This is a genomic window from Massilia sp. TWR1-2-2 (assembly GCF_049897565.1).
In the GTDB taxonomy this organism is placed as follows: domain Bacteria; phylum Pseudomonadota; class Gammaproteobacteria; order Burkholderiales; family Burkholderiaceae_D; genus JAFCUW01.
In genome coordinates this window covers 148,561-173,478 of record NZ_JAFCWM010000006.1, presented here as the reverse complement: position 1 = coordinate 173,478, position 24,918 = coordinate 148,561, and the positions used below count along the sequence as shown (strand labels likewise).

General features: G+C 65.3%; 23 protein-coding genes, 1 other RNA gene and 1 riboswitch. Of the genes, 7 read left to right on the top strand and 17 right to left on the bottom strand.

Features of this window, described 5'->3' with window-relative positions:
• Nucleotides 1–158 precede the first annotated feature (158 nt).
• The 5 genes from recR to ubiD all read right to left on the bottom strand — a co-directional run bounded on the left by recR (nucleotide 159) and on the right by ubiD (nucleotide 5,288).
• Complete coding sequence (gene recR / locus ACP7DD_RS07985) at nucleotides 159–749, bottom strand: recombination mediator RecR (RefSeq protein WP_426174191.1); 591 nt, start codon at nucleotides 747–749, stop codon at nucleotides 159–161.
• A gap of 7 nt (nucleotides 750–756) precedes the next feature.
• Nucleotides 757–1,083, bottom strand: a complete 327-nt coding sequence (locus tag ACP7DD_RS07980) for a YbaB/EbfC family nucleoid-associated protein (protein ID WP_099788673.1) — start codon at nucleotides 1,081–1,083, stop codon at nucleotides 757–759.
• A gap of 54 nt (nucleotides 1,084–1,137) precedes the next feature.
• A complete protein-coding gene (locus ACP7DD_RS07975; RefSeq protein ID WP_426174190.1) occupies nucleotides 1,138–3,300 on the bottom strand; it encodes a DNA polymerase III subunit gamma/tau in 2,163 nt (720 codons plus the stop codon).
• Nucleotides 3,301–3,429: 129 nt separating this feature from the next.
• Nucleotides 3,430–3,528: signal recognition particle sRNA small type (gene ffs / locus ACP7DD_RS07970), an RNA gene on the bottom strand.
• A 275-nt stretch (nucleotides 3,529–3,803) separates the two neighbouring features.
• Nucleotides 3,804–5,288 (bottom strand): 4-hydroxy-3-polyprenylbenzoate decarboxylase, encoded by a 1,485-nt coding sequence (gene ubiD, locus ACP7DD_RS07965; protein ID WP_426174189.1) that lies wholly within the window; start codon nucleotides 5,286–5,288, stop codon nucleotides 3,804–3,806.
• A 513-nt stretch (nucleotides 5,289–5,801) separates the two neighbouring features.
• Between ubiD and ACP7DD_RS07960 the strand changes: the two genes are divergently transcribed.
• Nucleotides 5,802–6,659 carry a transglycosylase SLT domain-containing protein gene (locus ACP7DD_RS07960; protein ID WP_426174188.1) on the top strand — a complete coding sequence of 286 codons (858 nt, stop codon included), beginning with the start codon at nucleotides 5,802–5,804 and terminating at the stop codon, nucleotides 6,657–6,659.
• Between the two features lie 153 nt (nucleotides 6,660–6,812).
• Here the strand turns inward: ACP7DD_RS07960 and nusB are convergent, their stop codons facing one another.
• The 3 genes from nusB to ribBA are packed head-to-tail and all read right to left on the bottom strand — an operon-like array spanning nucleotide 6,813 to nucleotide 8,960.
• Nucleotides 6,813–7,283, bottom strand: coding sequence for a transcription antitermination factor NusB (nusB, locus tag ACP7DD_RS07955; protein ID WP_426174187.1), 471 nt, complete (start codon nucleotides 7,281–7,283; stop codon nucleotides 6,813–6,815).
• A 29-nt stretch (nucleotides 7,284–7,312) separates the two neighbouring features.
• On the bottom strand, nucleotides 7,313–7,792 hold the full coding sequence (gene ribH / locus ACP7DD_RS07950; protein ID WP_426174185.1) for a 6,7-dimethyl-8-ribityllumazine synthase: 480 nt from the start codon (nucleotides 7,790–7,792) through the stop codon (nucleotides 7,313–7,315).
• Between the two features lie 55 nt (nucleotides 7,793–7,847).
• Entirely contained in the window at nucleotides 7,848–8,960 is a 1,113-nt protein-coding gene (ribBA, locus tag ACP7DD_RS07945; protein ID WP_426174184.1) for a bifunctional 3,4-dihydroxy-2-butanone-4-phosphate synthase/GTP cyclohydrolase II, read from the bottom strand.
• A 217-nt stretch (nucleotides 8,961–9,177) separates the two neighbouring features.
• Between ribBA and ACP7DD_RS07940 the strand changes: the two genes are divergently transcribed.
• Nucleotides 9,178–12,000, top strand: a complete 2,823-nt coding sequence (locus ACP7DD_RS07940; protein WP_426174182.1) for a M16 family metallopeptidase — start codon at nucleotides 9,178–9,180, stop codon at nucleotides 11,998–12,000.
• A gap of 131 nt (nucleotides 12,001–12,131) precedes the next feature.
• On the opposite strand, the gene ACP7DD_RS07935 is transcribed toward ACP7DD_RS07940, so the two are convergent.
• The 9 genes from ACP7DD_RS07935 to glyA form a co-directional block, all read right to left on the bottom strand.
• Nucleotides 12,132–12,752: a riboflavin synthase gene (locus ACP7DD_RS07935; RefSeq protein WP_426174181.1), complete on the bottom strand. Its 621-nt coding sequence runs from the start codon at nucleotides 12,750–12,752 to the stop codon at nucleotides 12,132–12,134.
• 12 nt (nucleotides 12,753–12,764) lie between these two features.
• On the bottom strand, nucleotides 12,765–13,835 hold the full coding sequence (gene ribD / locus ACP7DD_RS07930; protein WP_426174230.1) for a bifunctional diaminohydroxyphosphoribosylaminopyrimidine deaminase/5-amino-6-(5-phosphoribosylamino)uracil reductase RibD: 1,071 nt from the start codon (nucleotides 13,833–13,835) through the stop codon (nucleotides 12,765–12,767).
• Nucleotides 13,836–13,884: 49 nt separating this feature from the next.
• The gene (locus tag ACP7DD_RS07925; protein ID WP_426174180.1) at nucleotides 13,885–14,439 is read right to left on the bottom strand and encodes a GspH/FimT family pseudopilin; all 555 of its coding nucleotides are present in this window, start codon (nucleotides 14,437–14,439) and stop codon (nucleotides 13,885–13,887) included.
• Nucleotides 14,436–14,885: a type IV pilin protein gene (locus tag ACP7DD_RS07920; protein ID WP_426174179.1), complete on the bottom strand. Its 450-nt coding sequence runs from the start codon at nucleotides 14,883–14,885 to the stop codon at nucleotides 14,436–14,438. The genes ACP7DD_RS07925 and ACP7DD_RS07920 overlap by 4 nt, the downstream gene beginning before the upstream one ends.
• 15 nt (nucleotides 14,886–14,900) lie before the next feature.
• Nucleotides 14,901–17,570, bottom strand: a complete 2,670-nt coding sequence (locus ACP7DD_RS07915) for a PilC/PilY family type IV pilus protein (protein WP_426174178.1) — start codon at nucleotides 17,568–17,570, stop codon at nucleotides 14,901–14,903.
• Nucleotides 17,567–18,502 carry a PilW family protein gene (locus ACP7DD_RS07910; protein WP_426174177.1) on the bottom strand — a complete coding sequence of 312 codons (936 nt, stop codon included), beginning with the start codon at nucleotides 18,500–18,502 and terminating at the stop codon, nucleotides 17,567–17,569. Before ACP7DD_RS07910 ends, ACP7DD_RS07915 begins: the two co-directional genes overlap by 4 nt.
• The gene (gene pilV, locus ACP7DD_RS07905) at nucleotides 18,499–19,104 is read right to left on the bottom strand and encodes a type IV pilus modification protein PilV (protein ID WP_426174176.1); all 606 of its coding nucleotides are present in this window, start codon (nucleotides 19,102–19,104) and stop codon (nucleotides 18,499–18,501) included. Before pilV ends, ACP7DD_RS07910 begins: the two co-directional genes overlap by 4 nt.
• Before the next feature lie 171 nt (nucleotides 19,105–19,275).
• Nucleotides 19,276–19,743: a transcriptional regulator NrdR gene (gene nrdR / locus ACP7DD_RS07900; protein WP_426174175.1), complete on the bottom strand. Its 468-nt coding sequence runs from the start codon at nucleotides 19,741–19,743 to the stop codon at nucleotides 19,276–19,278.
• 70 nt (nucleotides 19,744–19,813) lie between these two features.
• Entirely contained in the window at nucleotides 19,814–21,061 is a 1,248-nt protein-coding gene (gene glyA, locus ACP7DD_RS07895) for a serine hydroxymethyltransferase (protein WP_426174173.1), read from the bottom strand.
• 104 nt (nucleotides 21,062–21,165) lie between these two features.
• Nucleotides 21,166–21,275: riboswitch (ZMP/ZTP riboswitch) on the bottom strand.
• A 147-nt stretch (nucleotides 21,276–21,422) separates the two neighbouring features.
• Between glyA and ACP7DD_RS07890 the strand changes: the two genes are divergently transcribed.
• From ACP7DD_RS07890 to ACP7DD_RS07870, 5 genes are all read left to right on the top strand, one after another.
• Entirely contained in the window at nucleotides 21,423–22,169 is a 747-nt protein-coding gene (locus tag ACP7DD_RS07890) for an SDR family NAD(P)-dependent oxidoreductase (protein WP_426174172.1), read from the top strand.
• 219 nt (nucleotides 22,170–22,388) lie between these two features.
• Nucleotides 22,389–22,790: a tol-pal system-associated acyl-CoA thioesterase gene (gene ybgC, locus ACP7DD_RS07885; protein WP_426174171.1), complete on the top strand. Its 402-nt coding sequence runs from the start codon at nucleotides 22,389–22,391 to the stop codon at nucleotides 22,788–22,790.
• Nucleotides 22,791–22,826: 36 nt separating this feature from the next.
• A complete protein-coding gene (tolQ, locus tag ACP7DD_RS07880; protein WP_099788690.1) occupies nucleotides 22,827–23,510 on the top strand; it encodes a protein TolQ in 684 nt (227 codons plus the stop codon).
• A 19-nt stretch (nucleotides 23,511–23,529) separates the two neighbouring features.
• Nucleotides 23,530–23,964: an ExbD/TolR family protein gene (locus tag ACP7DD_RS07875; RefSeq protein ID WP_426174170.1), complete on the top strand. Its 435-nt coding sequence runs from the start codon at nucleotides 23,530–23,532 to the stop codon at nucleotides 23,962–23,964.
• 12 nt (nucleotides 23,965–23,976) lie between these two features.
• The gene (locus ACP7DD_RS07870; protein ID WP_426174169.1) at nucleotides 23,977–24,909 is read left to right on the top strand and encodes a TonB family protein; all 933 of its coding nucleotides are present in this window, start codon (nucleotides 23,977–23,979) and stop codon (nucleotides 24,907–24,909) included.
• The last annotated feature ends 9 nt before the right edge of the window (nucleotides 24,910–24,918 follow it).

Sequence of the window (24,918 nt, the reverse complement as noted above, 5' to 3'; positions counted from 1 at the left end):
GATATCGACGAGGTGCATGAGGGAGAGCCCACTTGAGTGAGGCCCACGATAGCAGCGCATGACAGCTGCGGTTTGCGCACACTCAAATGGATCCGGCCAGCGCCCCGCAACGCGGCGCGCCAGCAATGGCGGGCTCAGCGCTCAGTAGCTGCGCCTTTTCAGGTGGCGCGCCGGTCCAGCATGGCGCGCGCGATGGTGCCGGCGTCGACGTATTCGAGTTCGCCGCCGACCGGCACGCCGCGCGCCAGGCGCGACACGCGCAGGCCGCGCGCTTTGAGCATCTCGCTGATGTAGTGCGCCGTCGCCTCGCCCTCGTTGGTGAAGTTGGTGGCCAGCACCACTTCGCCGACGACGCCGTCGGCGGCGCGCCCGATCAATTTTTCGAGGTGGATGTCTTTCGGGCCGATGCCGTCCAGCGGCGACAGGCGCCCCATCAGCACGAAGTACAGGCCCTTGTACGTCAAGGTCTGCTCGATCATCATCTGGTCGGCCGGCGTTTCGACGACGCACAGCAAGGTGCGCTCGCGCGCGTCGTCCTGGCACAGGTCGCACACGTCGGTCTCGGCGAAGGTATTGCACATGGCGCAGTGGTGCACCGTGTCGACCGCCTGGTAGAGCGCACGCGACAGCATCGCCGCGCCCTCGCGGTCATGCTGCAGCAAATGAAACGCCATGCGCTGCGCCGATTTCGGGCCGACGCCGGGCAACCTGCGCAACGCCTCGGTCAGGAAATCGAGCGACTTCGACATCGGTGAATCAGAACGGCATCTTGAAGCCTGGCGGCAGCGCCATGCCGGCGGTCATGCCGCTCATCTTCTCAGCCGAGGTCGCTTCTGCCTTGCGCACCGCATCGTTGAAGGCGGCGGCGACCAGGTCTTCCAGCATGTCCTTGTCGTCGGCCAGCAGCGACGGATCGATCGACACGCGCTTGACGTCGTTCTTGCACGTCATGACGATTTTCACCAGGCCGGCGCCGGACTGGCCTTCGACTTCGACCAGCGCCAGCTGCTCCTGCGCCTTCTTCATGTTGTCCTGCATGGTCTGGGCTTGCTTCATCAAGCCTGCGAGCTGGTTCTTCATCACGATGGATTCTCCGAAATCTAAAAAGTAGACAAACAATAGGGCGAATAATTCAGTTCAGGGGGCGACGGCCGGCGGGCGCACTGAACCTTGCACGACGAAGGCGCCCAACTGGCGCGCCATTTCCTGCACGAACGGGTCGGCGGCGACGGTCTGCTCGGCCTGCTGCATGCGATGCTCCCGGTAAGCTTGCGCCTCGACGCTGGCGGTGTACCAGACCTGGCCGAGTTCGATGTCGACGGCGACGCGGGTGTTGGGGAAGCGGTCCTGGATGGCGGCCGTCAGCTTTTCGGTATTGCCGCCGGCGCGCAGCGTATCGATCGGCGCGCGCAGCCGGAACGTGCTCTGGTGGCCGTCGCTGGTGCATTCGAGCAGTTCGCTCTGCAGCGCCAGCTGCTGCGACACGCCGCGCAATGCCAGCGTTGCCGCCAGCGCCGGCCAGTTGCCGTCCCATTCGATTTCCGGCACCGGCGTAATCACGTACTCCGGGCGCGGCGCGGCCGGCGCGCGCGCGGCGGCCGGTGCGGCGGCCACCGCCGGCGCTTCCTGCGCCAGCGCGGTGTCGTCGGAAAATTCGGTGGCCCACGATGGCGGGCCGTCATCGTCGTCGGCTGGCTGCCCGGCAGGCTGATCCCATGGTGGCGGCGGCGCGGACGGCGCTGCCTTGGCAATTGCCGGTGGCGGGGCGGCGGCGGGCGGCGGTGGCGGAGCGGGCTCCGGGTCAGGCGCCGGCGCCGCGGCAGCTTGCGGGGCGGCAGCGTTGGCGGCAGCCTGGTTCGACATCGCCGTCGGCCGCTTCGGCGACACGTTCTGGCCGCGGCTGGCCGCGCGCGCCGCTTCAAGCGCTGCGTTGATGGCGGCGCGCGCCGAATTGATTGCCGGCGCGCCCGCCGCTGCGGGGGCGGCAGGCGCTGCGGTTGGCGCCGGCGGCGCGGCTTGCACCGGTGGCGGCGGCGGCGCCGGACGTGCCTGCTGAACGGGCGGCGGCGGCGTCACCGCGGCGTGGCTTGCCACTGCCGCGGACGCGGCGCGCGCCGGCGCCGGCGACGGAGCTGGCCGCGGCTGCACCGGCGGACGCGCGACAGTCGGTCCGGCCGGCGCGACGCCTTCCGCGCCGCCGTTGCCCGGACGGAAGGCGAGCATGCGCAGCAAGGTCATCGTAAAGCCGGCATATTCGTCCGGCGCGAGGCCGATCTCGTTACGGCCATGTACCGCGATCTGGTAGAACAATTGCACTTCCTGCGCATCGAAAGCCGTTGCCAGGCGCATGATGTCGGCCAGCTCCGGCAAGTCTTCCGGCACCGCCGACGGCACCGATTGCGCCAGCGCGATCCGATGCAGCAAGGTGCCCAGGTCCTGCAGCGCGCCGTTGTACGACAGGCTGCGGCTGGCCATCTCGTCGGCCACCGCCATCAGGTCGGCGCCGTCCTGCGCCAGCAGCGCGTCGAGCAGGCGCACCAGGTACGACTGGTCGAGCGCGCCGAGCATGCCCTGCACCGCTTCGAGCGTCACTTCGCCGGCGGCATAGGCAATTGCCTGGTCGGTCAGCGACAGCGCGTCGCGCATCGAGCCGTGAGCGCCTTGCGCCAGCAGGCGCAGCGCCGGCTGTTCGAAGGTGATGCCCTCCTGCCCGAGAATATTGTCGAGGTGGCTGATGATATGCCCCGGCGGCATCTGCTTCAGGTTGAACTGAAGGCAGCGCGACAGCACGGTGACCGGAATCTTCTGCGGATCGGTCGTCGCCAGGATGAACTTGACGTGCTCGGGCGGCTCTTCCAGCGTCTTCAGCATCGAGTTGAAGGCGTGGTTGGTCAGCATGTGCACCTCATCGATCATGTAGACCTTGAAGCGCGCGTTCGACGGCGCGTACACCGCCTGCTCGAGCAGCTGGGCCATCTCGTCGACGCCGCGGTTCGACGCCGCGTCCATCTCTATATAGTCGACGAAGCGGCCGGCATCGATCGCGGTGCAGGCATCGCACACGCCGCAGGGTGTGGCGGTGATGCCGCCGGCGCCATCCGGGCCGATGCAATTGAGCGACTTGGCGAGGATCCGCGACAGCGTGGTCTTGCCGACGCCGCGCGTACCTGTAAACAGATAGGCGTGGTGCAGGCGGCCGGTTTGCAGCGCGTGCGACAAGGCACGGACGACGTGCTCCTGGCCGACCAGCGTTTCAAAGTTGCGGGGGCGGTATTTACGGGCGAGTACTTGATAGGACATGCTGGGATTTTACCGTAGATAGCGGGCGCAGCGGGGAAACATGCTGCCTGGGCGGCAATTGTAGCAGTCGATATGGGGAGCGTGAAAGCGGCACTGGACGCGCGTCGAAAACGCGCTGAGAAAGAATGAGGAGGCGAGCCTGATCTGCGGCACTCATGGGTAATAGCCGTGGCTGCTTCGTTCCCGACCTGACCAGGTTAGCCATGCCACGATGCGCAGGGGCCCGCCAACGCTCATTATAACCGACCGGCCCGATAATGGAAACAACCCGCAAAACGCCGATGTCATCGCCTCCCCCCCGGGGTCAGTGACGACATTCGGACACGAGCCCAACGTTACAGTGCCCCGCCGGTGTCAGTGCCGACATTTGGACACGAGCTCAGTGCCCCGCCGGGGTCAGTGCCGACATTTGGACACGAGCTCGACGTTCCCGAGCCCCCCCCCCCCCGGGGTCAGTTACAGATGGGGCCGTGTCCGAATGTCGGCACTGACCCCGGTGGAGATCAGATGCCGAGCTCTTGCCAGATGGTGTCGATGCGCGCCTTCACGGCCGGCGTCATCGCAATCGTCGTGCCCCACTCGCGGTTCGTTTCGCCCGGCCACTTGTTGGTGGCGTCGATGCCCATCTTGCTGCCAAGGCCGCTCACCGGCGAGGCGAAGTCGAGGTAGTCAATCGGCGTGTTGTCGACCAGCAGCGTGTCGCGCAGGGGGTCGACCCGGGTCGTAATCGCCCAGATGACTTCCTTCCAGTCGCGGATGTCGACGTCTTCATCGACCACGACAATGAACTTGGTATACATGAACTGGCGCAGGAAACTCCAGACGCCGAACATCACCCGCTTGGCGTGGCCGGCATACTGCTTCTTGATCTGCACCACCGCCATCCGATAGCTGCAACCTTCCGGCGGCAAGTAGAAATCGATTATTTCGCTGAACTGCTTTTGCAGCAGCGGAATGAACACCTCGTTCAGCGCCACCCCCAGCACGGCGGGCTCGTCCGGCGGCTTGCCTGTATACGTAGAGTGATAGATCGGATTGCGCCGCATCGTGATGCGCTCGATCGTAAACACCGGGAAGCTGTCCTGCTCGTTGTAGTAGCCGGTATGGTCGCCGAACGGGCCTTCCAGCGCGTGCTCGTAGCCGGACGGATGGTTCGGATCGGCCAGGATATGCCCTTCCAGCACGATCTCAGCCGAGGCCGGCACGCGCAGCTCGCTGCCGATCGCTTTCACCAACGTCGTCCGGCTGCCACGCAACAGCCCGGCGAACTGGTATTCGGACAGGCTGTCGGGCACCGGCGTCACCGCGCCGAGGATGGTGGCCGGATCGGCGCCGAGCGCGACGGCAACCGGATACGGCTGCCCCTTGGTGGCGATGCCGTGCTCGCGGAAGTCGAGCGCCCCGCCGCGGTGCGCCAGCCAGCGCATGATCACCTTGTTGGGCCCGAGCACCTGCTGGCGATAAATGCCCAGGTTCTGGCGCTTCTTGTTCGGCCCCTTGGTAATGACCAGCCCCCAGGTGATCAGCGGCGCCGCGTCGCCCGGCCAGCAGTGCTGGATCGGCAGGCGCGACAGGTCGACGTCGTTGCCTTCCCAGACGATTTCCTGGCAAGGCGCGCCGCGCACTTCCTTCGGCGACATGTCCCACACCGCCTTCACCAGGGAACCGAGCCCCATCAGGTCCTTGAAGCCTTTCGGCGGCTCGGGTTCCTTCAGCTGCGCCAGCACGTGGCCGATCTTGCGCAGCTCGCCGACGTCGGTGGCGCCCATCCCGAGCGCGACCCGGCGCGGCGTGCCGAACAGGTTGCCCAGCACCGGCATGTCGTGGCCGGTGGGATGCTCGAACAGCAAGGCCGGTCCGCCAGCGCGCAAAACGCGGTCGCACACCTCGGTCATCTCCAAATTCGGCGAAACTGGCGTGGAAACGCGCTTTAATTCGCCAATTTCTTGCAACTGGGAAACAAAATCACGCAGATCAGTATATTTCATCGGTTTTTAATTTTTCTTCCGCAGATAGGGAGTTGTTGAAATAGCCACGATAAGTGATTGATTTCATGCGACTTTGCTGCGATGCAGTATCAGAAGTAAGATCTAAAAGTTATAAAGATCAGTCGTGCTAGTATTGACTTGATATAAACCAGCTTCTACAATTTGCCTACTTGATGAGATAGGCGCGTCCAAAGGACATGATTTTAGCCTGTTCTCATACATTCACGGGGTCGGGGCCCCACATGACATTTTAGGAGTGTTTCCAAGAGGCGTCTGCCTTATCCCCGGAAACAGTTGTTTAGCCACTGGCCCAATACCTCTGGGAACGGCCAGCTCAAGCAAGCAATGACGGCGTCGATTCGCACGCAACAGCGGCGATGGACGATATTTCTGATGCACGGCATTTGGTGTCCGATGTGCGCTTTTAGCGCCGTGGGGATAGCTTTTTCCGCGACAAAGGGGAATTCGATGATAAATCGTTTCAACGGGGCGACAGCAAAGCTCGCCCAAACTATGGCTGCCCAGCCTGTTACGTGGTCTTCCGTAACGAAAACGGCCCGTGGTCTCGCGACCACCGCGCAGCACACCCTGACCGTATTTGGTCTTTCCGCAGTAGCAGTTGTGGCCGTCCTGTACGCCCGTCCCGACATGGCGCACCAGGTCTCGGAGTTTCTTGCGCCACCGGCGCCGGTTGTTGCGCAAGCTGAACCAGCGCCAGCGCTCGCGTCCCTGATGGATGAGCAGCCTGTGGCCAACCCCGCCGTTGAAGCGGCGCCGGCACCTGTCGTGGCCGACAAGGCATTGGCAGGCAACAAGAAGCAGCAGCAGTTCGTCACCACGTGGCTGGCCAAGCGTTACCGCGTTGCCGGCGACGCCGCCGACATGCTGGTATCGACCGCCTACACCACGGCGCACGACATCAAGCTCGACCCGCTGCTGATCCTGGCAGTGATGGCGATCGAATCGGGCCTGAACCCGTTTGCCGAGAGTTCGGTTGGCGCGCAGGGCCTGATGCAGGTGATGTCGAAGATTCACCATGAGAAGTTCCAGAAGCTGGGCGGCGTGCAGGCTGCACTCAATCCAGTGGCGAACATCCGCGTCGGCGCGCTGATCCTCAAGGACTACGTCACCCGCGGCGGTTCGATCGAGGCCGGCCTGAAAACGTACGTTGGCGCTGCCGCGTTCGAGACCGACTCTGGCTACGGCTCGAAGGTGCTGGCTGAGTATCGCCGCCTGAAGCAGGTTGCCGGCGGCCAGCGTGTGCCGACGACCAACTCGCCAGCCCAGGTTGTTGCCAAAGCCGCGCCGGCGCAGCCGAAGCCTGAAGCAACGGCGCCAGAGCGAGGCAACGACGCCATCGCCGGCCTCTGATCCGATCGCGACGCACGTAAAAAAGCTACCGGCAGTCTGCGGTGGCTTTTTTTTACGTCCATGCTACTGGATCCATGCTGAGCACGCATGTGCAAAAGCCGCCTGCATCACTGCGGCGGCTTTTTCATTGCATCGATGCTGCTTGCGCGTCGACTACCGGCGCGAATCCGCCGCCACTTCCTCGGCGCGCAGCTTCGGCGCCAGCTTGTCGAGCACACCGTTGACGTACTTGTGCCCATCGATGCCGCCGAACGACTTGGTCAGCTCGACCGCCTCGTTGATGACCACGCGGTAAGGAATCTCCAGATTGTTCTTCAGCTCGTACGCGCCAAGCAGCAACACCCCGTGTTCGATCGGCGACAGCTCCTTGACGCCGCGATCGATCAGCGGCGCGAACGCCTCGCGCAGCGCCACCGAATCCTTGATCGCGCCGTACAGCAAGGCCGCGAAGTGATCGGCATCGGCCTTCTCGAAACCGTGCGCGGCGCGGATGTTGTTGACGACGGTCGTCGCGTCTTCGTTATTGAGCAGCCACTGATACAGTCCCTGCAACGCAAACTCGCGCGCCCGGTGACGGGGCGTGCGGTTCTTGCTCGGGTTGGCGTGCGGGGTCTTGTCTGTCATGGTGTACTTACCTGTTCTGAAATCCGGTTTTAATCTTCGTCGGCTTGCAACTCTTCGAGCGCCAGCAGCAGGTTGGCCATCTCGACGGCGCAGCGCGCCGCTTCGGTGCCCTTCTCCTCCATCCGCGCTTCGGCCTGCTCGTCATTCTCGGTGGTCAGCACCGCATTGGCGATCGGCATGCCGTAGTCGAGGCCGATGCGGGTAATGCCGGCGCCGGACTCGTTCGACACCAGCTCGAAGTGGTACGTCTCGCCGCGGATCACCGCGCCAAGCGCCACCAGCGCGTCGAACTGCTGCGTCTCAGCCATCTTCTGCAGCACCAGCGGAATTTCCAGCGCACCCGGCACGGTCACGTGCAGCACGTCTTCGTCCGATACGCCCAGGTGCTTGAGTTCGGCCAAGCAGGACGACAGCAGGCCATGGCCGACGTCGGCGTTGAAGCGCGCCTGCACGATGCCGATGCGCAGTCCGCTACCGGTCAAATTGCTTTCATAAGTTCCTACCGTCATGGCTGGCCTCTTGATGTGTGGTTAATTATGTGGACGAATGCATCAATGGTACGCTTCAGGTGCCCGGCTTGGCGAGATATCCGGTCACTTCGAGGTCGAAACCTGTCATCGACGGCATCTTGCGCGGGCTGGCCAGCAGCTGCATCTTGCCCACGCCAAGGTCCTTCAGGATCTGGGCGCCGATGCCGTAGGTGCGCAAGTCCATGCTGGCGGCGCGGCCGGCTGGCTTGACCGCCGGCGTGTCGAGCGCGGCAAAGTGGGCAAACAGCTGGTCGGCCGATTCGCCGCAATTGAGCAGCACCATCACGCCGCGTTCCGACTGCTTGATCGCCTGCATCGCCGACGCCATCGTCCACGAGTGGGTGGTGGCGCGGCTTTCCAGCAGGTCGAGGATCGATACCGGCTGGTGCACGCGCACCAGCGACTCCAGGTTCGGCGCCAGCTCGCCGTGCACCATCGCCAGGTGCGCCGAGCCGCTTGGCGTGTCGCGGAAAGCGACCAGGCGGAATTCGCCGAACTCGGTGTTGACCTGGCGCTCGGCCACGCGCTCGACCAGGCACTCGTTCTGCCCGCGGTAATGGATCAGGTCGGCGATGGTGCCGATCTTCAGCCTGTGTTCCTTGGCAAACTCGAGCAGGTCGGGCAGGCGCGCCATGGTGCCGTCGTCGTTCATGATCTCGCAGATCACCGACGCCGGCGTCAGGCCCGCCATCTCGGTCAGGTCGCAGCCCGCTTCGGTGTGGCCGGCGCGCATCAGCACGCCGCCCTTGACAGCCTTGAGCGGAAAGATATGGCCGGGCTGCACGATGTCCGACGGCTTGGCGCCCTTGGCCACCGCCACCTGCACCGTCTTGGCGCGGTCGGCCGCCGAGATGCCGGTGGTGACGCCTTCGGCCGCCTCGATCGAGACGGTGAAATTGGTGCCGAACGAGGTGCCGTTACGGGACGTCATCATGCCGATGTCGAGCTGGTCGCAGCGCTCTTCGGTCAGCGTCAGGCAGATCAGGCCGCGCGCATGCTTGGCCATGAAATTGATGGCCTCGGGCGTGACGAAATCGGCGGCCAGCACCAGGTCGCCCTCGTTCTCGCGGTCTTCCTCATCGACCAGGATGACCATCCGTCCGGCGCTCAGTTCGGCAACGATTTCCTCGGTGCTGGAGATAGACATATGAGATTCCTCTGGGACGGGCGAGTTGCGCAATCCGCTATTTTAAAGGATTTGGCGGCATCCCACAGGCTAAACGCTGCCGCACCTCAACGCATCGGCAGCGAATTTCGTCGCGCCGTCCGGAAACATTGCTGATAGACTAATCATCTTGACCATTCGGAACCCGGCCGTTCGCCCGTACAATGCGCCATCGCGCCCCTCCTATTCTACCGCCCCGATGACCAAGAAAAATCTCCTCACTATCGCATGCCTGGCAGCTGCCCTGCTGATGCCCCCTTCCGCGGCGCTGGCCGCCATCAAGCTGTCCGACCAGATCCCGGTCGGCCCGCAAGTGAAGGTGGGGAAGCTGCCCAACGGGCTCACTTACTACATCCAGAAAAACGGCAAGCCGGAGAAGAAGCTCGAACTGCGGCTGGTGATCAAGGCCGGCTCGGTGCTCGAAGACGACGACCAGCAGGGCCTCGCCCACTTCCTCGAGCACATGGCCTTCAACGGCTCGACCAACTTCAAGAAGCATGAACTGATCTCGTATCTGCAGTCGATCGGCGTCAAGTTCGGCGCCGACCTGAATGCGTACACCAGCTTCGACGAGACGGTCTACATCCTGCCCATCCCGACCGACAACGGCGAGAACGTGCGCAAGGGCTTCCTGGTGCTGCAGGACTGGGCCCAGGGCATGACCCTGAACCCGGACGACATCGACAAGGAGCGCGGCATCGTGCTCGAAGAGGCGCGCCTCGGCAAGGGCGCCGATGACCGCATGAGCAAGGTGCTGCTGCCGAAGTTCTTCAACGGCTCGCGCTACGCGCAGCGCCTGCCGATCGGCCAGGAAGCGATACTGAAAAACTTCAGGCACGACGCCGTGCGGCGCTTCTACCGCGACTGGTACCGCCCCAACCTGATGGCGGTCGTGGTGGTCGGCGATATCGAGCCGGCCGACGCCGAAAAGCTGGTCAAGGCGACCTTCTCCGGCCTGAACAATCCGCCGCGGGCGCGCGCGCGCCAGCCGGTGCGCATCCCGACCCTGTCAAACACCGAGGCGGTCGTCGTCACCGACAAGGAAGCATCAGGGAACACCGTCACCATCCGCTATCCGGTACTGGAAGCACGCGACCGCGACACCTTCGCCGACTACCGCGAAAAGCTGATCCAGTCGCTGTTTGCCGCGATGATGAGCCAGCGGCTGCAGGAAATGGCGCAGCAGGCCGAGCCGCCGTTCATGGCCGCCAGCAGCTCGCTGTCGCGTATCACCCCGCGCTACCAAGCGTATGAGCTGAACGCGGCGCTCGGCAAGGGCGGCGCGGCGCCGGCGATCGACGCGCTGGTGCAGGAAAACCAGCGCGCGCGCCAGTTCGGCTTCAGCGCGCAGGAACTCGAACGCGTCAAGAAGAACCTGATGCGCACGATGGAACGCGCCCACAGCGAGCGCGATAAAACCAACTCGCGCGTCTACGCCGCCGAATACATCCGTAACTTCCTGCAGCAGGAACCGATTGCCGGCATCGAAAACGAATACCGCTACGTGCAGGAGCTGGTGCCCGGCATCGGCGTCGATGAAGTGAACCGCTTCGCGCGCAAGACGATCCCGGTCGACACCTCGATGCTGGTGGCGTATTCCGGCTCGGACAAGGCCGAAACGCCTGCCCCCACCGGCCCGCAGCTGCTGGCGTGGACCGGCGCTGCAGCCAAGGTGAAGCTCGCCGCGCGCGAAGAAAAGCCGGTCGCCGATTCCTTGATGGCCAAGCTGCCGACCGCCGGCAGCATCGTCGGCGAAGTCGAGGACAAGGCGCTTGGCCTGACCACGCTGACGCTGTCGAACGGCGTCAAGGTGATCCTCAAACCGACCGACTTCAATAACGACCAGGTGATCCTGAGCGCCGACCGCTTCGGTGGCCAGACGCTGTTTGCCGAAGCCGACATTCTCAACGCGCGCTACGCCAGCGCGGTCGTCACCACGATGGGCCTGGCCGATATGTCGTTGCTGGAGATGCGCAAGGTCCTGGCGGGCAAAGCCGCCTCGGTCAGCGTCGGCCTCGGTCAATACGCCGACAACGTCCTCGGCAGCTCAGGCACGGCCGACGTCGAGACCATGCTGCAGATGCTGTACCTGCGGTTCACCGGCGTGCGGCGTGACGAGGACCTGTACAAGTCGTTCCTCGGCAAGCAGGTCGAGGGCGCGCGCAATGTCATGGCGCAGCCGGAGGCAGTGTTCCAGGACACCCTGATCTCGACCCTGTACAACAACAACCCGTGGATCGCCCGCCCGCCGCGGCCGGAAGACTTTTCGAAGCTGAGCCTCGGGCGCAGCATCGCCATCTTCAAGGAGCGCTTCAGCAGCGCCAAGGGCATGACCTTCATCGTGGTCGGCAGCTTCGACAGCGCCAAGATCCGGCCGCTGATCGCCACCTACCTGGCCAGCCTGCCGACCACCGATCTGCCGATCGGCTACAAGGACGTCGGCGTGCGCCCGGTGACCGGTGTGGTGAAAAAAGCGGTGTACGCCGGCGCGGAAGCGAAGAGCCACGTCTCGCTCACCTTCCACGGCGACGCCGTGTACTCGCGCGAAGAGGCGCTGCGCCTTCGCGTGCTGATGGACGTGATGAACATCCGCATTACCGACATCCTGCGCGAGAAGCTGACGCTGATCTATGGCGGCGGCATGGGCGGCACCGTCAGCAAAATCCCGTATGGCAGCTATTCGATTGGCGTGTCGCTGCCGACCGGGCCGGCCAACGTCGACAAGGTGATCGCCGCGACCTTTGCCGAGATCGCGCAGATCAAGGAACAGGGGCCGTCCGCGGCCGACCTCGAGAAGGTCAAGCAGAACCTGCTGCAGACGCACCGCCGCTCGATGCGCGAGAACGGCTACTGGCTGTCGTACCTGAAGCTGACGGCGCTGCAGGACTACGAACCGGATTCGATCCTGACGTACGAACAGCGGCTGGCAGCGGTTTCGTCGGACGACCTGAAGGAAGCGGCCAGGCGCTACTTCGACCTGAACAACTACGTGCAGCTGGTGCTGTACCCCGAAAAGAAGTAGGACCGAGCCGAAGCCACCGCCACGGAATCCGCCGCATACGTTTTCACATCATCCTCGCGCGGATGACGTGCTGGGGCCAACAAAAAAACGCCGCGTGAGACGCGGCGTTTTCATGTCACCGGCAGCTCCGCTTACGCCTTCTGCACCGACAGCATCCGCTCGACATATCGCGCGATCAGGTCGATCTCAAGATTGACCCGGCTGCCGGCGCGCAGGTGCTTGAGCGTCGTGACCGAGATCGTATGCGGGATCAGGTTGATCGAGAAGCGGCACACGCCGCCGTCGATATCCTCGACCCGGTTCACCGTCAGCGACACGCCATTGACCACCACCGACCCTTTGAAAGCGAGGAACTTGGCCAGCTCGCGCGGCGCGTCGATCACCAGCTCCCACGATTCGCCGACCGCTTCGAACCTGTGCACCGTCCCGAGTCCATCGACGTGGCCCGACACCAGGTGGCCGCCGAGGCGCTCGGCCAATGTCAGCGCCTTTTCGAGGTTGACTTCACCGACGGCATCGAGCCCCGCGGTGCAGTTCAGGCTCTCGCGCGAGACGTCGACACTGAACGCCGACGCCGTCTTCTCGACCACGGTCATGCAGGCGCCGTTGATGGCGATCGAGTCGCCCAGCGCGACGTCGTCCAGCGACAGCGGTCCGGCGTCGATGTCGAGCCGCACGCCCGCTTCGAGCCCGCCAGCGAGCGGTTGGACCGAACTGATTTTTCCTACGGCGGCGACGATTCCAGTAAACATGCGGCGTACTTCCTAAATATGGGCGATTCTTGCAAGGATACGCAAGTCTTCGCCGACCTGCTTGACCTCGTGGAATTTGAGCCGCTGGCGCAGCGCCAGCGACTGCAGCGGCCCGATGGCGAACATGCCTTGCGCATCGCCGATCAGGCTGGGCGCCAGGTACACCAGCAGCTCGTCGACGCAACCCTCGCGGATCAGCGAACCGTTCAGCTTGGAGCCGGCTTCGACGTGCACCTCGTTGATCTCGCGCCGCCCCAATTCGCGCATCAGCGCCGGCAGGTCGACCTTGCCCGCGGCGTTGGGCAGCATGATCACGTCGTGGCCGGCCGCGCGCAGCGCCGCTTCCTTCGCCGGATTGGCGCTGGCCGCCACGATCCAGCTGGGTGCGCCGGCCAGCACGCGCGCATCGAGCGCGATTTCAAGCTTGCTGTCGACGATCACGCGGCGCGGCTGGCGCGGCGTGTCGATGCCGCGCACGGTGAGCTGCGGATCGTCGGCCTTGACGGTGCCGATGCCGGTCAGGATGGCGCAGGCGCGAGCGCGCCAGGCGTGGCCGTCGGCGCGCGCTTCCGGTCCGGTAATCCACTGGCTTTCGCCGCTGTGCAGCGCCGTCATGCCGTCGAGACTGGCCGCCGCCTTCAGGCGCACCCACGGCAGGCCGCGCCGCATGCGCGAGAAAAAGCCGATGTTCATTTCGTAGGCCTGCTCGGCCAGCACGCCCGAGGCGACCTCGATGCCGGCGGCCTTCAGCTTGGCCAGGCCCTGCCCGGCCACCAGCGGATTCGGGTCTTCCATCGCCGCCACTACCCGGCCAAGGCCGGCGCGCACCAGCGCGTCCGAACACGGCGGCGTGCGGCCATGGTGATTGCACGGCTCGAGCGTGACGTAGGCGGTGGCGCCGCGCACGTCGTTGCCGCGCGCGGCGGCGTCGCGCAGCGCCTCGATTTCGGCGTGCGCCTTGCCGGCCGGCTGCGTGTGGCCGGCGCCGATCACCGCGCCATCGCGCACGATCACGCAGCCGATGCGTGGATTGGGCGCGGTGATGAACATGCCGCGGGCGGCCCATTCCAGCGCCAGCGTCATGCCATCGGTGTCGTTCAGTATTTGCACGGTCGTCTTGTCGGTTGGTGAATCAGGGATCGTCGCCGCCGCAACTGGCGCCGTCGCGGGCCGGATCGCAGATGCGGGCGCGGCCCAGCATGTTGATCTTGATGCGCCGACGCTGCTGGCCCATCGCCAGCGACAGCGTGCCCCAGCGCGCCGCCAGGCTGCTGGTATCGGAACAGCCGCGACCCATACTATTATAAGCAAGATAGGCCGCGCCCTGTTGGCTTGAAAATGCGCCATCGACGGCGATGCCGGGCGCCAGCGCCTCGTGCCGCATGATGACCTCCTCGGCGCCGCCGGGCCGGCGATCGCCGTCCTCGTCGACGAACACCACCCAGCCGCCGCTCCAGTCGTTCGACGCGCCGTCGGCAGGCGCCAGCATCACCTTGCGCCCGCGCGCGATCGCCTGCGTGCGGGCCAGGTCGATGGCGCCGAACAGGTCGCCGACCGCTGCCTTCAGCTGCTGCGAACGAATTATCTGGCGCAGGTCGGGCAGCGCGACGCTCATCGTCACCGCCGCAATCGCCAGCACGACCGCCAGCTCCACCAGCGTGAAGCCGCGCCGGCGCCAGGCGCTCATGGCCAGCAGCGCCCGGACGGTCCGCTGGCGCCGCGTTCACCGGCGCTGTTGAGCGTGAGCGTTTCGCAGTCGGCGTCGCGGAAGTTGGCGTCGACCTTGGCGGTGCCTGGCGTGGCCAGCACCTCGACGCACTGCGACAGCTCGCGGCCGGGGCAGGCGCGCGCACTCAGTTCGTACGCGCTGCCCGCCGCGGCGCCGCCGGAATACCACTTGAAGCGCTTTTCCCGCTCGTCGCTCGACTCGGACGAAAAGCCGATGTAGGTGCTGGCCCGCGTGTAGAAGCGCTCCTGCTGCTGGATCGTCTCGATCAGCGCGATCTGCCCTTCCAGCCGGCGCGTCTTGGTGACGAAGCCGGCGTAGCTCGGATAGGCGATGGCGGCGAGGGTGACCACGATCGCCAGCACGATCAGCACCTCGATCAGGGTAAATCCGCGTTCCCGCTCCATCGCTTCTCCTCGATCTTATTTGGTGGCGGCTTCATGCAGTTCCTGCCAGTTGGCCACTTCACGCCAGCTGAGGCGGCGAGCCGGCACGCTGATGTCGACCTGCTCCACCTCTGGCGCCGTGCCGTCGTCGCCCTGCAGGTGAATTACGCCCAGCCTGCGGGTGACGCGCGCCGTGCCCGTTGGCGTGGGCGCGGCGCTGATGGCGCTCAGTTCCAGGATGACGGGAAGCGGGCCTTTGCTCTTCTTTCCTGTTGCATTGCCGCTTAGCGCCGCGCCGCTGCGGTCGAATGCGAATCCGCTCAGCGTGTCGAGCACATAGGTGCGGGTCGACGGGCCAGCGCAAGGATCGGCGCCTTGAATGATCGTGCTGACGAGGACAGTGCCGCCCGCCACGACAGGGCTGGCGCCGAGCTTCTCCCCATCAATCGACGAGTACGGGAAGTCGAAATACCAGCCCTTCTTCGCGCGCGGCCCGGTGTAGTCGAATTCATCGCCGTCGATGGTGTAGGTGACATCGCCCGACAGCGTGCGGCGCGCCAGTTCGCTGCGCCCGTTGACCATTTCCGGCGGACTGGCGGCGCTGTCTTTCACCGCGTAGAACGACTGCACGGCGTAATTGGCAGTCTGCTCGTCCTGTGTGCCGGTGCCGAACAGGATCAGGTAGCCGCCGCCGGGTGCAAACACCGCCTGCGGCGCATGGCTGATCGGCTGGCGCCGGCCTTCATCGTCGCGCGCCTCGAACAGCGGCCCGCTGGAAAACGGCAGCTTGCTCAGGTCGAAGCGCCACATCGTTCCCTGCGAGTCGCCGGCGTAGGCGTAGCGCACGCTGCCATCGCTGGCGAGCACCAACCCTGGCTGGCCGAGCGCGTTCGCCTGGCCGGAGACCGCCGCAGGCACATCGAGCTTGTAGTAGTTGATGTCACGCTGCCAGCGTTCGGTGGGCGGTTTGTCGAGCGCGAGCAGAAACAACGCGCCGTCCTGTGAAGCCGGCGCGCCGCTGGCCACCACGGCAAAATACCTGTACTGCGGCGCCGATTCCTTGATGCCGACCTTGACCTTGGCGATCAGCGGCGCTTGGCCGACGTGGCCAATGGCGGGATCGTCCACCTCAGTGAACTCCCAGAACGCGCGCTCGCCGGCGTCGAACGCGGCCGGGTCGCTGACATCGAGCGCGAAGACGCCGCGCGCGCCCATGCCCATGCCGGACACCAGCACCGAGCGCCAGCGATAGCCAAGCAGCGCCTCGGCCTGGCCGACGCTGGCGTCGACGTAGGGCCGATGGCGGTAGTCAGGGTCGCTCAGCTGGCCGAGCACCGGCAGCAGCGCGTTTGGGATGTAGGCGAACAGTTCGGCGCCGTCGCGGGCGTCGAACGCATGCAGCATGCCGTCGTTGGCGCCGAGGTAGATGGCCTCCACGCGGCCGCTGTGGCGCGCGTGGAAGGCATCGTAGCCGGGTCCCGCGACCGCCGGCGATGGGGCGCCGACGAACAGCGGCGTGCTGTGGATGGTGTCGCCCAGGACGCCGGCGCGGCGGCGCAATACGCCACCAGGCTGGCCGATTTCGCGCTCGCGCGCCCCACGCAGGAATGCCACCCTGTCTGCGCCAACGCCGCCGGCATCGAGCCCGCCACGTTCATCGTTTCCCAGCGCGTCCCATCTGAACGGGACGCTGGCCGCCGATCCGTCAGCGTTGCGCAGCAGCGTGTAGATCTTGCGCTGTTGCGGCGACGGCCGCGGAGACTGCACCGGACTGCCAGTCAGCACGGCGAGCGCCTGCCACAGCGGCGCGTCGTCGATAGCGACCGCTCCGTCCGCACCAACGGATAACCCGCGCAAAGTGAGCTGACCGGTCCACGCCACATCGTCGAAGCTTGATTCGAGCAGCACGGCTGTCCCATTGCCGCGCACGCCGACCGCGGAGCGGCCACTGCGCTGCCCTGGCTGAAGCGGCGCGGCGGCGGCGCGCATGCATGCCGCCGGTCGTATCCTGCCTGCGCGTTTGATTGAGGCGGTCGCCCCGCGCATCGACACGACGGCTGCGTGTCGCTGGCCGGACAGCGCGTCGGCGGAGCGCAGCGACACCTGCGCCGCGGACGGACCCGTCGCCGCCACCTTGCGGTAGAACGACTGCAGCACCACGTGTGTGCTGGGACGCACGCCGAATCCGATTGCGCTGACGCGATAGACGTTGGCAGCTGGCCGGCCAGCCGCCTCTCCGGCGCGTGCCAGCGGCATCAACTCGATGACATAGCGCGGCGCCCTGCCCGGCAGCGCGCCGCCGCCAATGGGCAGCGCGGCGCCGGTGAACTTTCCATACGGGACGGCGGCGTCGGTGGCGCCGGACAGGTTCACCATTTGCCAGGCCGGCGGCGCCGGCGCGTACGCGCATAGTCCGAGGTTGTCCGGCGCGCGCCCGCAGCCTTCGGCAAAGCCTAACGCGCTGCCGCCGGCGAACAGCGTGGCGCGCGCAGACAGCGGATTGGCGCCGCCTTCGATGTCGCGCTCGGCATCGGCAAGGCCGGCTTCGGCAGCCTGGAAGGCGATGTGGCGGTCGCGTTCACTGCGCGCCGATTTCTCGGCATTGAGCGCCGTGTGCGCGGCCGCCAGGCCCACGATCGTGATCGCCACCAGCACGAACAGCGCCGTCATCAACGCCGCGCCGCCAGCGCGCTGAACGCGCCTCATCGCGCCACCTCGGCCGGCGCATTGCGCAGAAATACGTCGGCAGCGAACAGGCGCCGTTCGCGATCGCGCAGCTCGTCGGGCAGCCTGTCTTCGGCCAGCTGCACACCGCGGTCGGCGCCGCCGAAACCGTCGGAATATGCGCGGCCGAACAGGTCGAACACGATCGGCTCGCTGCCGGGCCGCGCCCGTGCGCCATGCAGAACCAGCGCCACCCGCACAGCGGTGACGCGCTTCCAGTGCGTGCGCCGGCGCAGTTCGCGTTCGCGCGCCGCCGGGCCGGCGGCCACCAGTACCAGCGCGGCGTCGCGCTCGTCGACGACCGCGGCGCTGGCAAACTCGTTGGCCACGCCGTCGGGCGGGGAATCGGTATCGAGGCCGTACAGCACCTGGAAGGAATCGACGCCGCCGATGATCGCGTCCGCGCCCCAGCTGTTCTTGCCGCGGTATTTGCAGCGCAGCTCGGCCTGGCCGCCGGCGTTGCGGCCGACGTAGAAGATGCTCCAGCCGTCGTCGACCTCGCCGACGGCAAAACCGGCGCAGCTGACCACGCTGCCGTCGGCGGCGCCGGTGAAGCGAACCGCCAGCACGTCGCTGCCGTTGACGGCGTCTGTCAGCGGCGCATCGATGCCCTCGGTGGCGCGGCTGAGCGAACGCGCATCGATGCCGCGGACATGCGGCGGCGCCGTAGCCAGGTCGGCGCCGGCCTGGTCGCGCTCCCAATTGACAAACGCCGCCTGGCGCGCCGCGCGCGTGATGACTTCAAGCGCGTAGCGGCCATTGTCGTCGAGCCCCGCCGCGTCGACCTGCACAAGGTAGGCGGCGTTGGCCGACACCAGCAGGCCGCCGGCCAGCAGCATCGCCAGCATGCCGACGGCGCAGGCGACCATCAGTTCGACCAGGGTGGCGCCGCGCTGGCGCTGCATCGCGATCATTTGGCCGCTCCCGGCCAGGCGATGGCCACGCTGGGCGCGAATTCGCCCGCGCCGTCACGCGCATCGCTGCCGTTGGCCTCTTTGCCGCGCCATCCAAGCTTGATGACGAACGGCGCCGACGCGGCGCCGCTGCAGGCCCAGCGCAGCGCGCCGCGAGCCGGATCCCACGATTCGCTATCGCGGCATACCACTACGCGCCCGCCAGGAAAGCCGGCGTGGACGGCGTGCTTGAGGCGATAGAGTTCGGCGGCAGCCATCTCGGCGCCGCTGCAGGCGTCGCCAGGCAGGCATTGCGGGCCGGTCGGCGCGGGCGGCCCGTCGGCAGCGGCATCGTAATCGAGGTCTAGCAAAGGCGCGCCGGCTTCGGCGTTGGCGCGCATGCTGTCGGCCAGGCTGCTGGCCAGCTGCACGCCGCTCGACATCAGGCTAGCTTGGTGGCGCGTGCGCTGCGCCGCGAGCTGGGTGGCGGCGGCGCCGAGGATGCCGACGGCGAGCACGAACACCGCCACCAGCACTTCGAGGAGCGAGTAGCCGCCGCTGGAAGGCGGGCGACAACGAAGACGAGGATGACAGCGACAACGCGCCCGCAAAGCCAATCGCACCAATTCACCTCCGTAAGCTGCGCTCGTTCAGGCGCGTGCGCGGCCGGCAGTTTTACTGCAGAGCCTGCATGCTGCGTGTTGACCTGGATCGCTTGAGAACCAAGTTATCAGGCGTGTTGAAGCCAGCCGTGAGGTGGCTCAATCGTGCGGGGAAGGTGAAAAACGATGGCGCTATTTGCGCGCTTTGGGCGCTTGTCCGACTTCGGCGATCGCCTGCTGGAATTCGGCCAGGTCCTCGAAGTTCTTGTAGACGGAGGCGAAGCGGATGTAGGCGATCTTGTCGAGGCGTTTGAGCTCCTGCATCACCAGTTCGCCGACGTAGCCGCTGTCGACTTCGCGCCGTCCGCTGGTGAGCAGCTTTTCCTCGATGGTGGCGACGGCGGTGTCGATCGCCTCGGCCGACACCGGGCGCTTGCGCAACGCCAGCATGAAGCTGCCGCGCAGCTTGGCCGGCGCGAACTCGGTGCGGCTGCCGTTCTTCTTGACGATGATCGGCATCGACAGCTCGATGCGCTCGTAGGTGGTAAAGCGCTTGTCGCACTGCGCGCAGCGGCGCCGGCGCCGCACGGCGTCGCCCTCCTCCGATACGCGCGTATCGAGGACCTGGGTTTCGTCATGCTGGCAGAACGGACATTTCATGGTGGCCCTGCGTGCGCTGCTTGATCGGCGCGGGCCACCACCAGGCGGCCCGCGGGGTGCTGCAAACTGCTCAGGCGGCGTAGACCGGGTACTTGTCGGTCAGCTTCTTGACTTCGACCTTGACGCGTTCGATCGTCGCTTCGTCGTTGGGGTTATCGAGCACGTCGGCGATCAGGTTGCCCACCGTGGTCGCGTCGTCTTCCTTGAAGCCGCGCGTGGTGAACGCAGGGCTGCCGAGGCGGATGCCGGAAGTGACGAACGGTTTTTGCGGATCGTTCGGGATGCCATTCTTATTGCACGTCATGTGGGCGCGGCCGAGGATCGCTTCGGCTTCCTTGCCGGTCAGGTTTTTCGAACGCAGGTCGACCAGCATGACGTGCGACTCGGTGCGGCCCGACACGATGCGCAGGCCGCGCGCGATGAGCGCCTTGGCCAGCGCGTCGGCGTTCTTGACGACCTGGGTCTGGTACTCGACGAACGCTGGCTCGAGCGCTTCCTTGAACGCGACTGCCTTGCCGGCGATGACGTGCATCAGCGGGCCGCCCTGGATGCCGGGGAAGATCGCCGAGTTGATCTGCTTTTCGAATTCGGCCTTCATCAGGATGATGCCGCCGCGCGGGCCGCGCAGCGACTTGTGCGTGGTCGAGGTGACGAAGTCGGCGTGCGGCACCGGGTTCGGATACAGGTTGGCGGCGATCAGGCCGGCGTAGTGCGCCATGTCGACCATGAAGTAGGCGCCGATTTCCTTGGCGATTTTCGAGAAGCGCTCGAAGTCGATCTTCAGCGAGAACGCCGAGGCGCCGGCGATGATCAGCTTCGGCTTGTGTTCGCGCGCCAGGCGCTCCATCGCCTCGTAGTCGATGTCCTCTTCCGGCGTCAGGCCGTAGGAGACGACGTTGAACCACTTGCCCGACATGTTCAGCGCCATGCCGTGGGTCAGGTGGCCGCCTTCGGCCAGCGACATGCCCATGATGGTGTCGCCAGGCTTGAGCATGGCGAAGAACACGCCCTGGTTCGCTTGCGAGCCGGAGTTCGGCTGCACGTTGGCCGCTTCGGCGCCGAACAGCTGCTTGACGCGGTCGATCGCCAACTGCTCGGCGATGTCGACGAATTTGCAGCCGCCGTAGTAGCGCTTGCCCGGATAGCCTTCGGCGTACTTGTTGGTCAGCTGCGAGCCTTGCGCTTCCATCACGGCAGGCGAGGTGTAGTTTTCCGACGCGATCAGTTCGATGTGGTCTTGCTGGCGCTGGTTTTCCTTCTGGATGGCGGCGAACAGGTCCGGGTCAACCTTGGCGAGCGTGTGATCTTTTGCAAACATGAAAAAAACTCCAATCGGATATCGGTGCAGAGCACCTGGCAGTATGGATCGAAATGAGGGAGACCGGAAAACCGAACAGGCAGCCTCATCGCGCGACTTCCATCGGTGGCTGCCCAGGCGAACGGCTAATGAAATCTCACGTTCCCCGGTGGAAGCCCACCTTTCGCCGACTGGCCCGACAGGCCGCGGCTTTTCGCCAGTTACGTGAGACATAATGGAGGACAAATTGTAAGTTAAAGCCCCGGTTTGGGCAAGGAAACAGCCGTGCGAGGGCCAATTCGAGGCAGACACGGGCAACAGCTTCCGTTTCGGCTACAATTTATGCCGGCTATCTCCCCCCTCCTCACACGGAAATCCCATCATGATCGTATTTATTACCGGCGCGTCGGCCGGCTTCGGCGCCGAAATGGCGCGCACGTTCGTCGGCCACGGCCACCAGGTCGTCATCAGCGGGCGCCGCCAGGACCGCCTCGACGCGCTCGCCGCGGAACTGGGCGACCTGGCACTGCCGCTGGTGATGGATGTGACGGACAAGGCGTCGATCAACGAAGCGCTGTCGCTGCTGCCGCAATCGTGGCGCCAGGTCGACGTGCTGATCAACAACGCCGGGCTGGCGCTGGGCACCCAGCCGGCCCATGAAGCGCCGCTGGCCGACTGGGAAACCATGATCGCGACCAACTGCACCGGCCTGGTGACGATGACGCGCGCGCTGCTGCCGGCCATGGTCGAGCGCGGGAGCGGGCTGATCATCAACCTCGGCTCGGTCGCCGGCGCCTATCCTTACCCGGGCGGCAACGTGTATGGCGCGACGAAGGCGTTCGTCGACCAGTTTACGTTGAACCTGCGCGCCGACCTGGTCGGCACGGGCGTGCGCGCGACCAACCTGGCGCCGGGGCTGTGTGGCGGCACCGAGTTTTCCAACGTACGCTTCAAGGGTGACGATGCCGCCGCGGCCAAGGTGTATGAAGGCACGGTGCCGCTGACGGCCATGGACATCGCGCAGACGGCGTACTGGATTGCCACGCTGGCGCCGCATATTAATATCAACAGTATCGAGATGATGCCGACGTGCCAGGGCTTCGGCCCGTTCGCCATCAAGCGCGTCTAGCACGCACCACTGACGGTGTTGAGGATGGGGGCTAAAGAAAACGCTGCGATGCATGTATCGCAGTGCCGCTAATTGTTAGCAATTGTTACGATGCTTGGCCTCGGCTTGCGCGCTAACGTCTACTACGCTCGCTGCGCGCGATACGCTTATGTCCGCTAGAGCACATTCGCAGCCAAAATGCCGTAAAATGTTTCTCAAGTTCACTAAATGTCAATTGAAATGCCCTCAGTTTTCACCTGGACCGTCCGCGTGTACTACGAGGATACCGACGCCGGCGGCATTGTGTACTACGCCAACTACCTGAAGTTCTTCGAGCGCGCCCGTACCGAGTGGCTGCGCCAGCTGGGCGTCGACCAGCACGACCTGGCGACCAATCACGACGCCATGTTCGTCGTGACGTCGGCAGGCATCGACTATCATGCGCCAGCGAAACTCGATGATGTTATAACATTGACACTGGGAATCGAAAAGCTCGGCCGGGCGTCGATTCTGTTCGTGCAGCAGGCAACGCGCGGTGACGCGCTGCTGGCCAGCGCGCGCGTCAAGGTCGGCTGCGTCGACCGCGCCGTCACGCCGCGGGCGCTGCCCGACGCGGTCCTTGATAAAATGCGTGCCGCCTGACACTCACCCACCAATTCACAGCATAGCGACCACTCGATGAATGCAGCTCAAGATCTTTCCTTCCTGGCCCTGATCGGCAACGCCCACCTGATCGTTCAGCTCATCATGGCGCTGCTGCTGATCGTCTCGCTGACCAGCTGGACCTATATCTTCCGCAAGATGTTCGCGATCCGCGCCGCGCGCCGCCAGACCGAACAGTTCGAGCGCAGCTTCTGGGCCGGCGGCAACCTGCACACCCTGCACCAGAGCGCCAGCAGCCAGCGCGACCAGAGCGGCGCGCTGGCCCGCATCTTCGAAGCCGGCATGGGCGAATTCATCAAGGGCAAGCAGGTCGCCAAGGACGCGCTCGACATGGGCGCCGTGCTCGACAGCGCCCGCCGCGCCATGCGCGCCGCCTTCCAGCGCGAGCTCGACGGCCTCGACATCCACCTGAACTTCCTCGCCTCGGTCGGCTCGGTGTCGCCGTACGTCGGCCTGCTCGGCACGGTGTGGGGCATCATGAATGCGTTCCGCGGCCTGGCAAATGTGCAGCAGGCAACCCTGGCGGCAGTGGCGCCCGGCATCGCCGAAGCGCTGATCGCCACCGCGATCGGCCTGTTCGCCGCGATCCCGGCGGTGGTGGCGTACAACCGCTTCACCCACGACATCGACCGCCTGGCGATCCGCTTCGAGAGCTTCGTCGAAGAATTCTCGAACATCTTGCAGCGCCAGTCGCGCTAAGCACTGAACGGAGAACCAGATGGCATCCTTTTCCAGCAGCTTGCGCGGTGGCCGCGGCCGCAAATTCAAGTCCGAGATCAACGTCGTGCCGTACATCGACGTGATGCTGGTGCTGCTGATCATTTTCATGGTGGTGCCGCCGGCCAACAGCCCGAGCGTGATCAACTTGCCGAGCGCGGAAAAGTCGGCGTTGCCGCCGGACGATTACATCCACGTGGTGCTCAAGCCGGACACGTCGCTGTCGATCGGCATCAACGGCAAGAACCGCAGCGCGCCGCAGGACATGCCGAACCGCACCGCCCTGCTGCGCAGCCTGCGCAGCTTGCATGCGGAAAACCCGGAGTACCCGGTGCTGATCGCCGGCGACAAGGAGAGCAAGTACGACGACGTCGTCCAGCTGATCTCGGAAGCGAAAAAAATGGGCATCAACCGGGTCGGACTGGCGACCAAGTAATGGTCGAACACAATGACTAGCACAACTGCCAACGGCGCTCCCTACCACGTGCCGCCCGAACCGAGCCGCTGGCCGTCGATCGTGCTGGCCGCGGCGGTGCACGCGGGTCTGCTGGCGTTCCTGTACATCGGCGTGAGCTGGCAGAACACCACGCCGGTGCAGGTCGAGGCCGAAGTGTGGGACATGAAGACGCAAAGCGCGGCGCCGCCGCCACCGCCGCCGCCGCAAGTGATCGAGCCGCAGCCGGCGCCGGTGCCGAAGGTGGTGCAGCCGCCGCCACCACGGGTCGAAGAGCCGGTCGCGCCGAAGGCGCCCGACATCGCCCTCGAACGCGAAAAGCGCAAGGCGGAAAAGCGCAAGGAACTGGAAGAAGAAAAGCAGCTGGAAGAGCAGAAGCTGGCCAAGGAAATGAAGGCGAAGCAGCTGGCCGACAAGAAGGCCCAGCAGAAGGAACAAGAGCTGGCCGACAAGAAGGCGCAGCAAAAAGAACAAGAGCTGGCCAAGAAGCTGGAAGAGAAAAAGCTGGCCGACAAGCTGAAGGTCGAGAAACTGGCCAAGGCGAAGGAAGAAGCCGAATCCGAGAAACGGCGCGCCGCCGAACTGAGCCGCATGATGGCCGGCGCCGGCACCGGCGGCGAGGCGGCGAAGTCGACCGCGTCGCGCGTCGACACCAGCTACCTGGCCGCCATCAACAGCAAGATCAAGAGCAGCACGTCGTACGCCGGCAGCACCGAAGTGCCCGGCAAGCCGGAAGTGGTCTTCAAGATTGAACAGTTACCGAGCGGCGAGATTATCTCCGTGCGGCTGACCAAGAGCAGTGGCATCCCCGCGTTCGATGATGCGGTAGAGAAAGGCATTCTCAAATCGTCGCCATTGCCAAAGAATAAAAATGGTACCGTGTTGCGCACGCTTGAGATTGCTTTCGCGATGAAGGACCTGAAATGATAGCGCCCG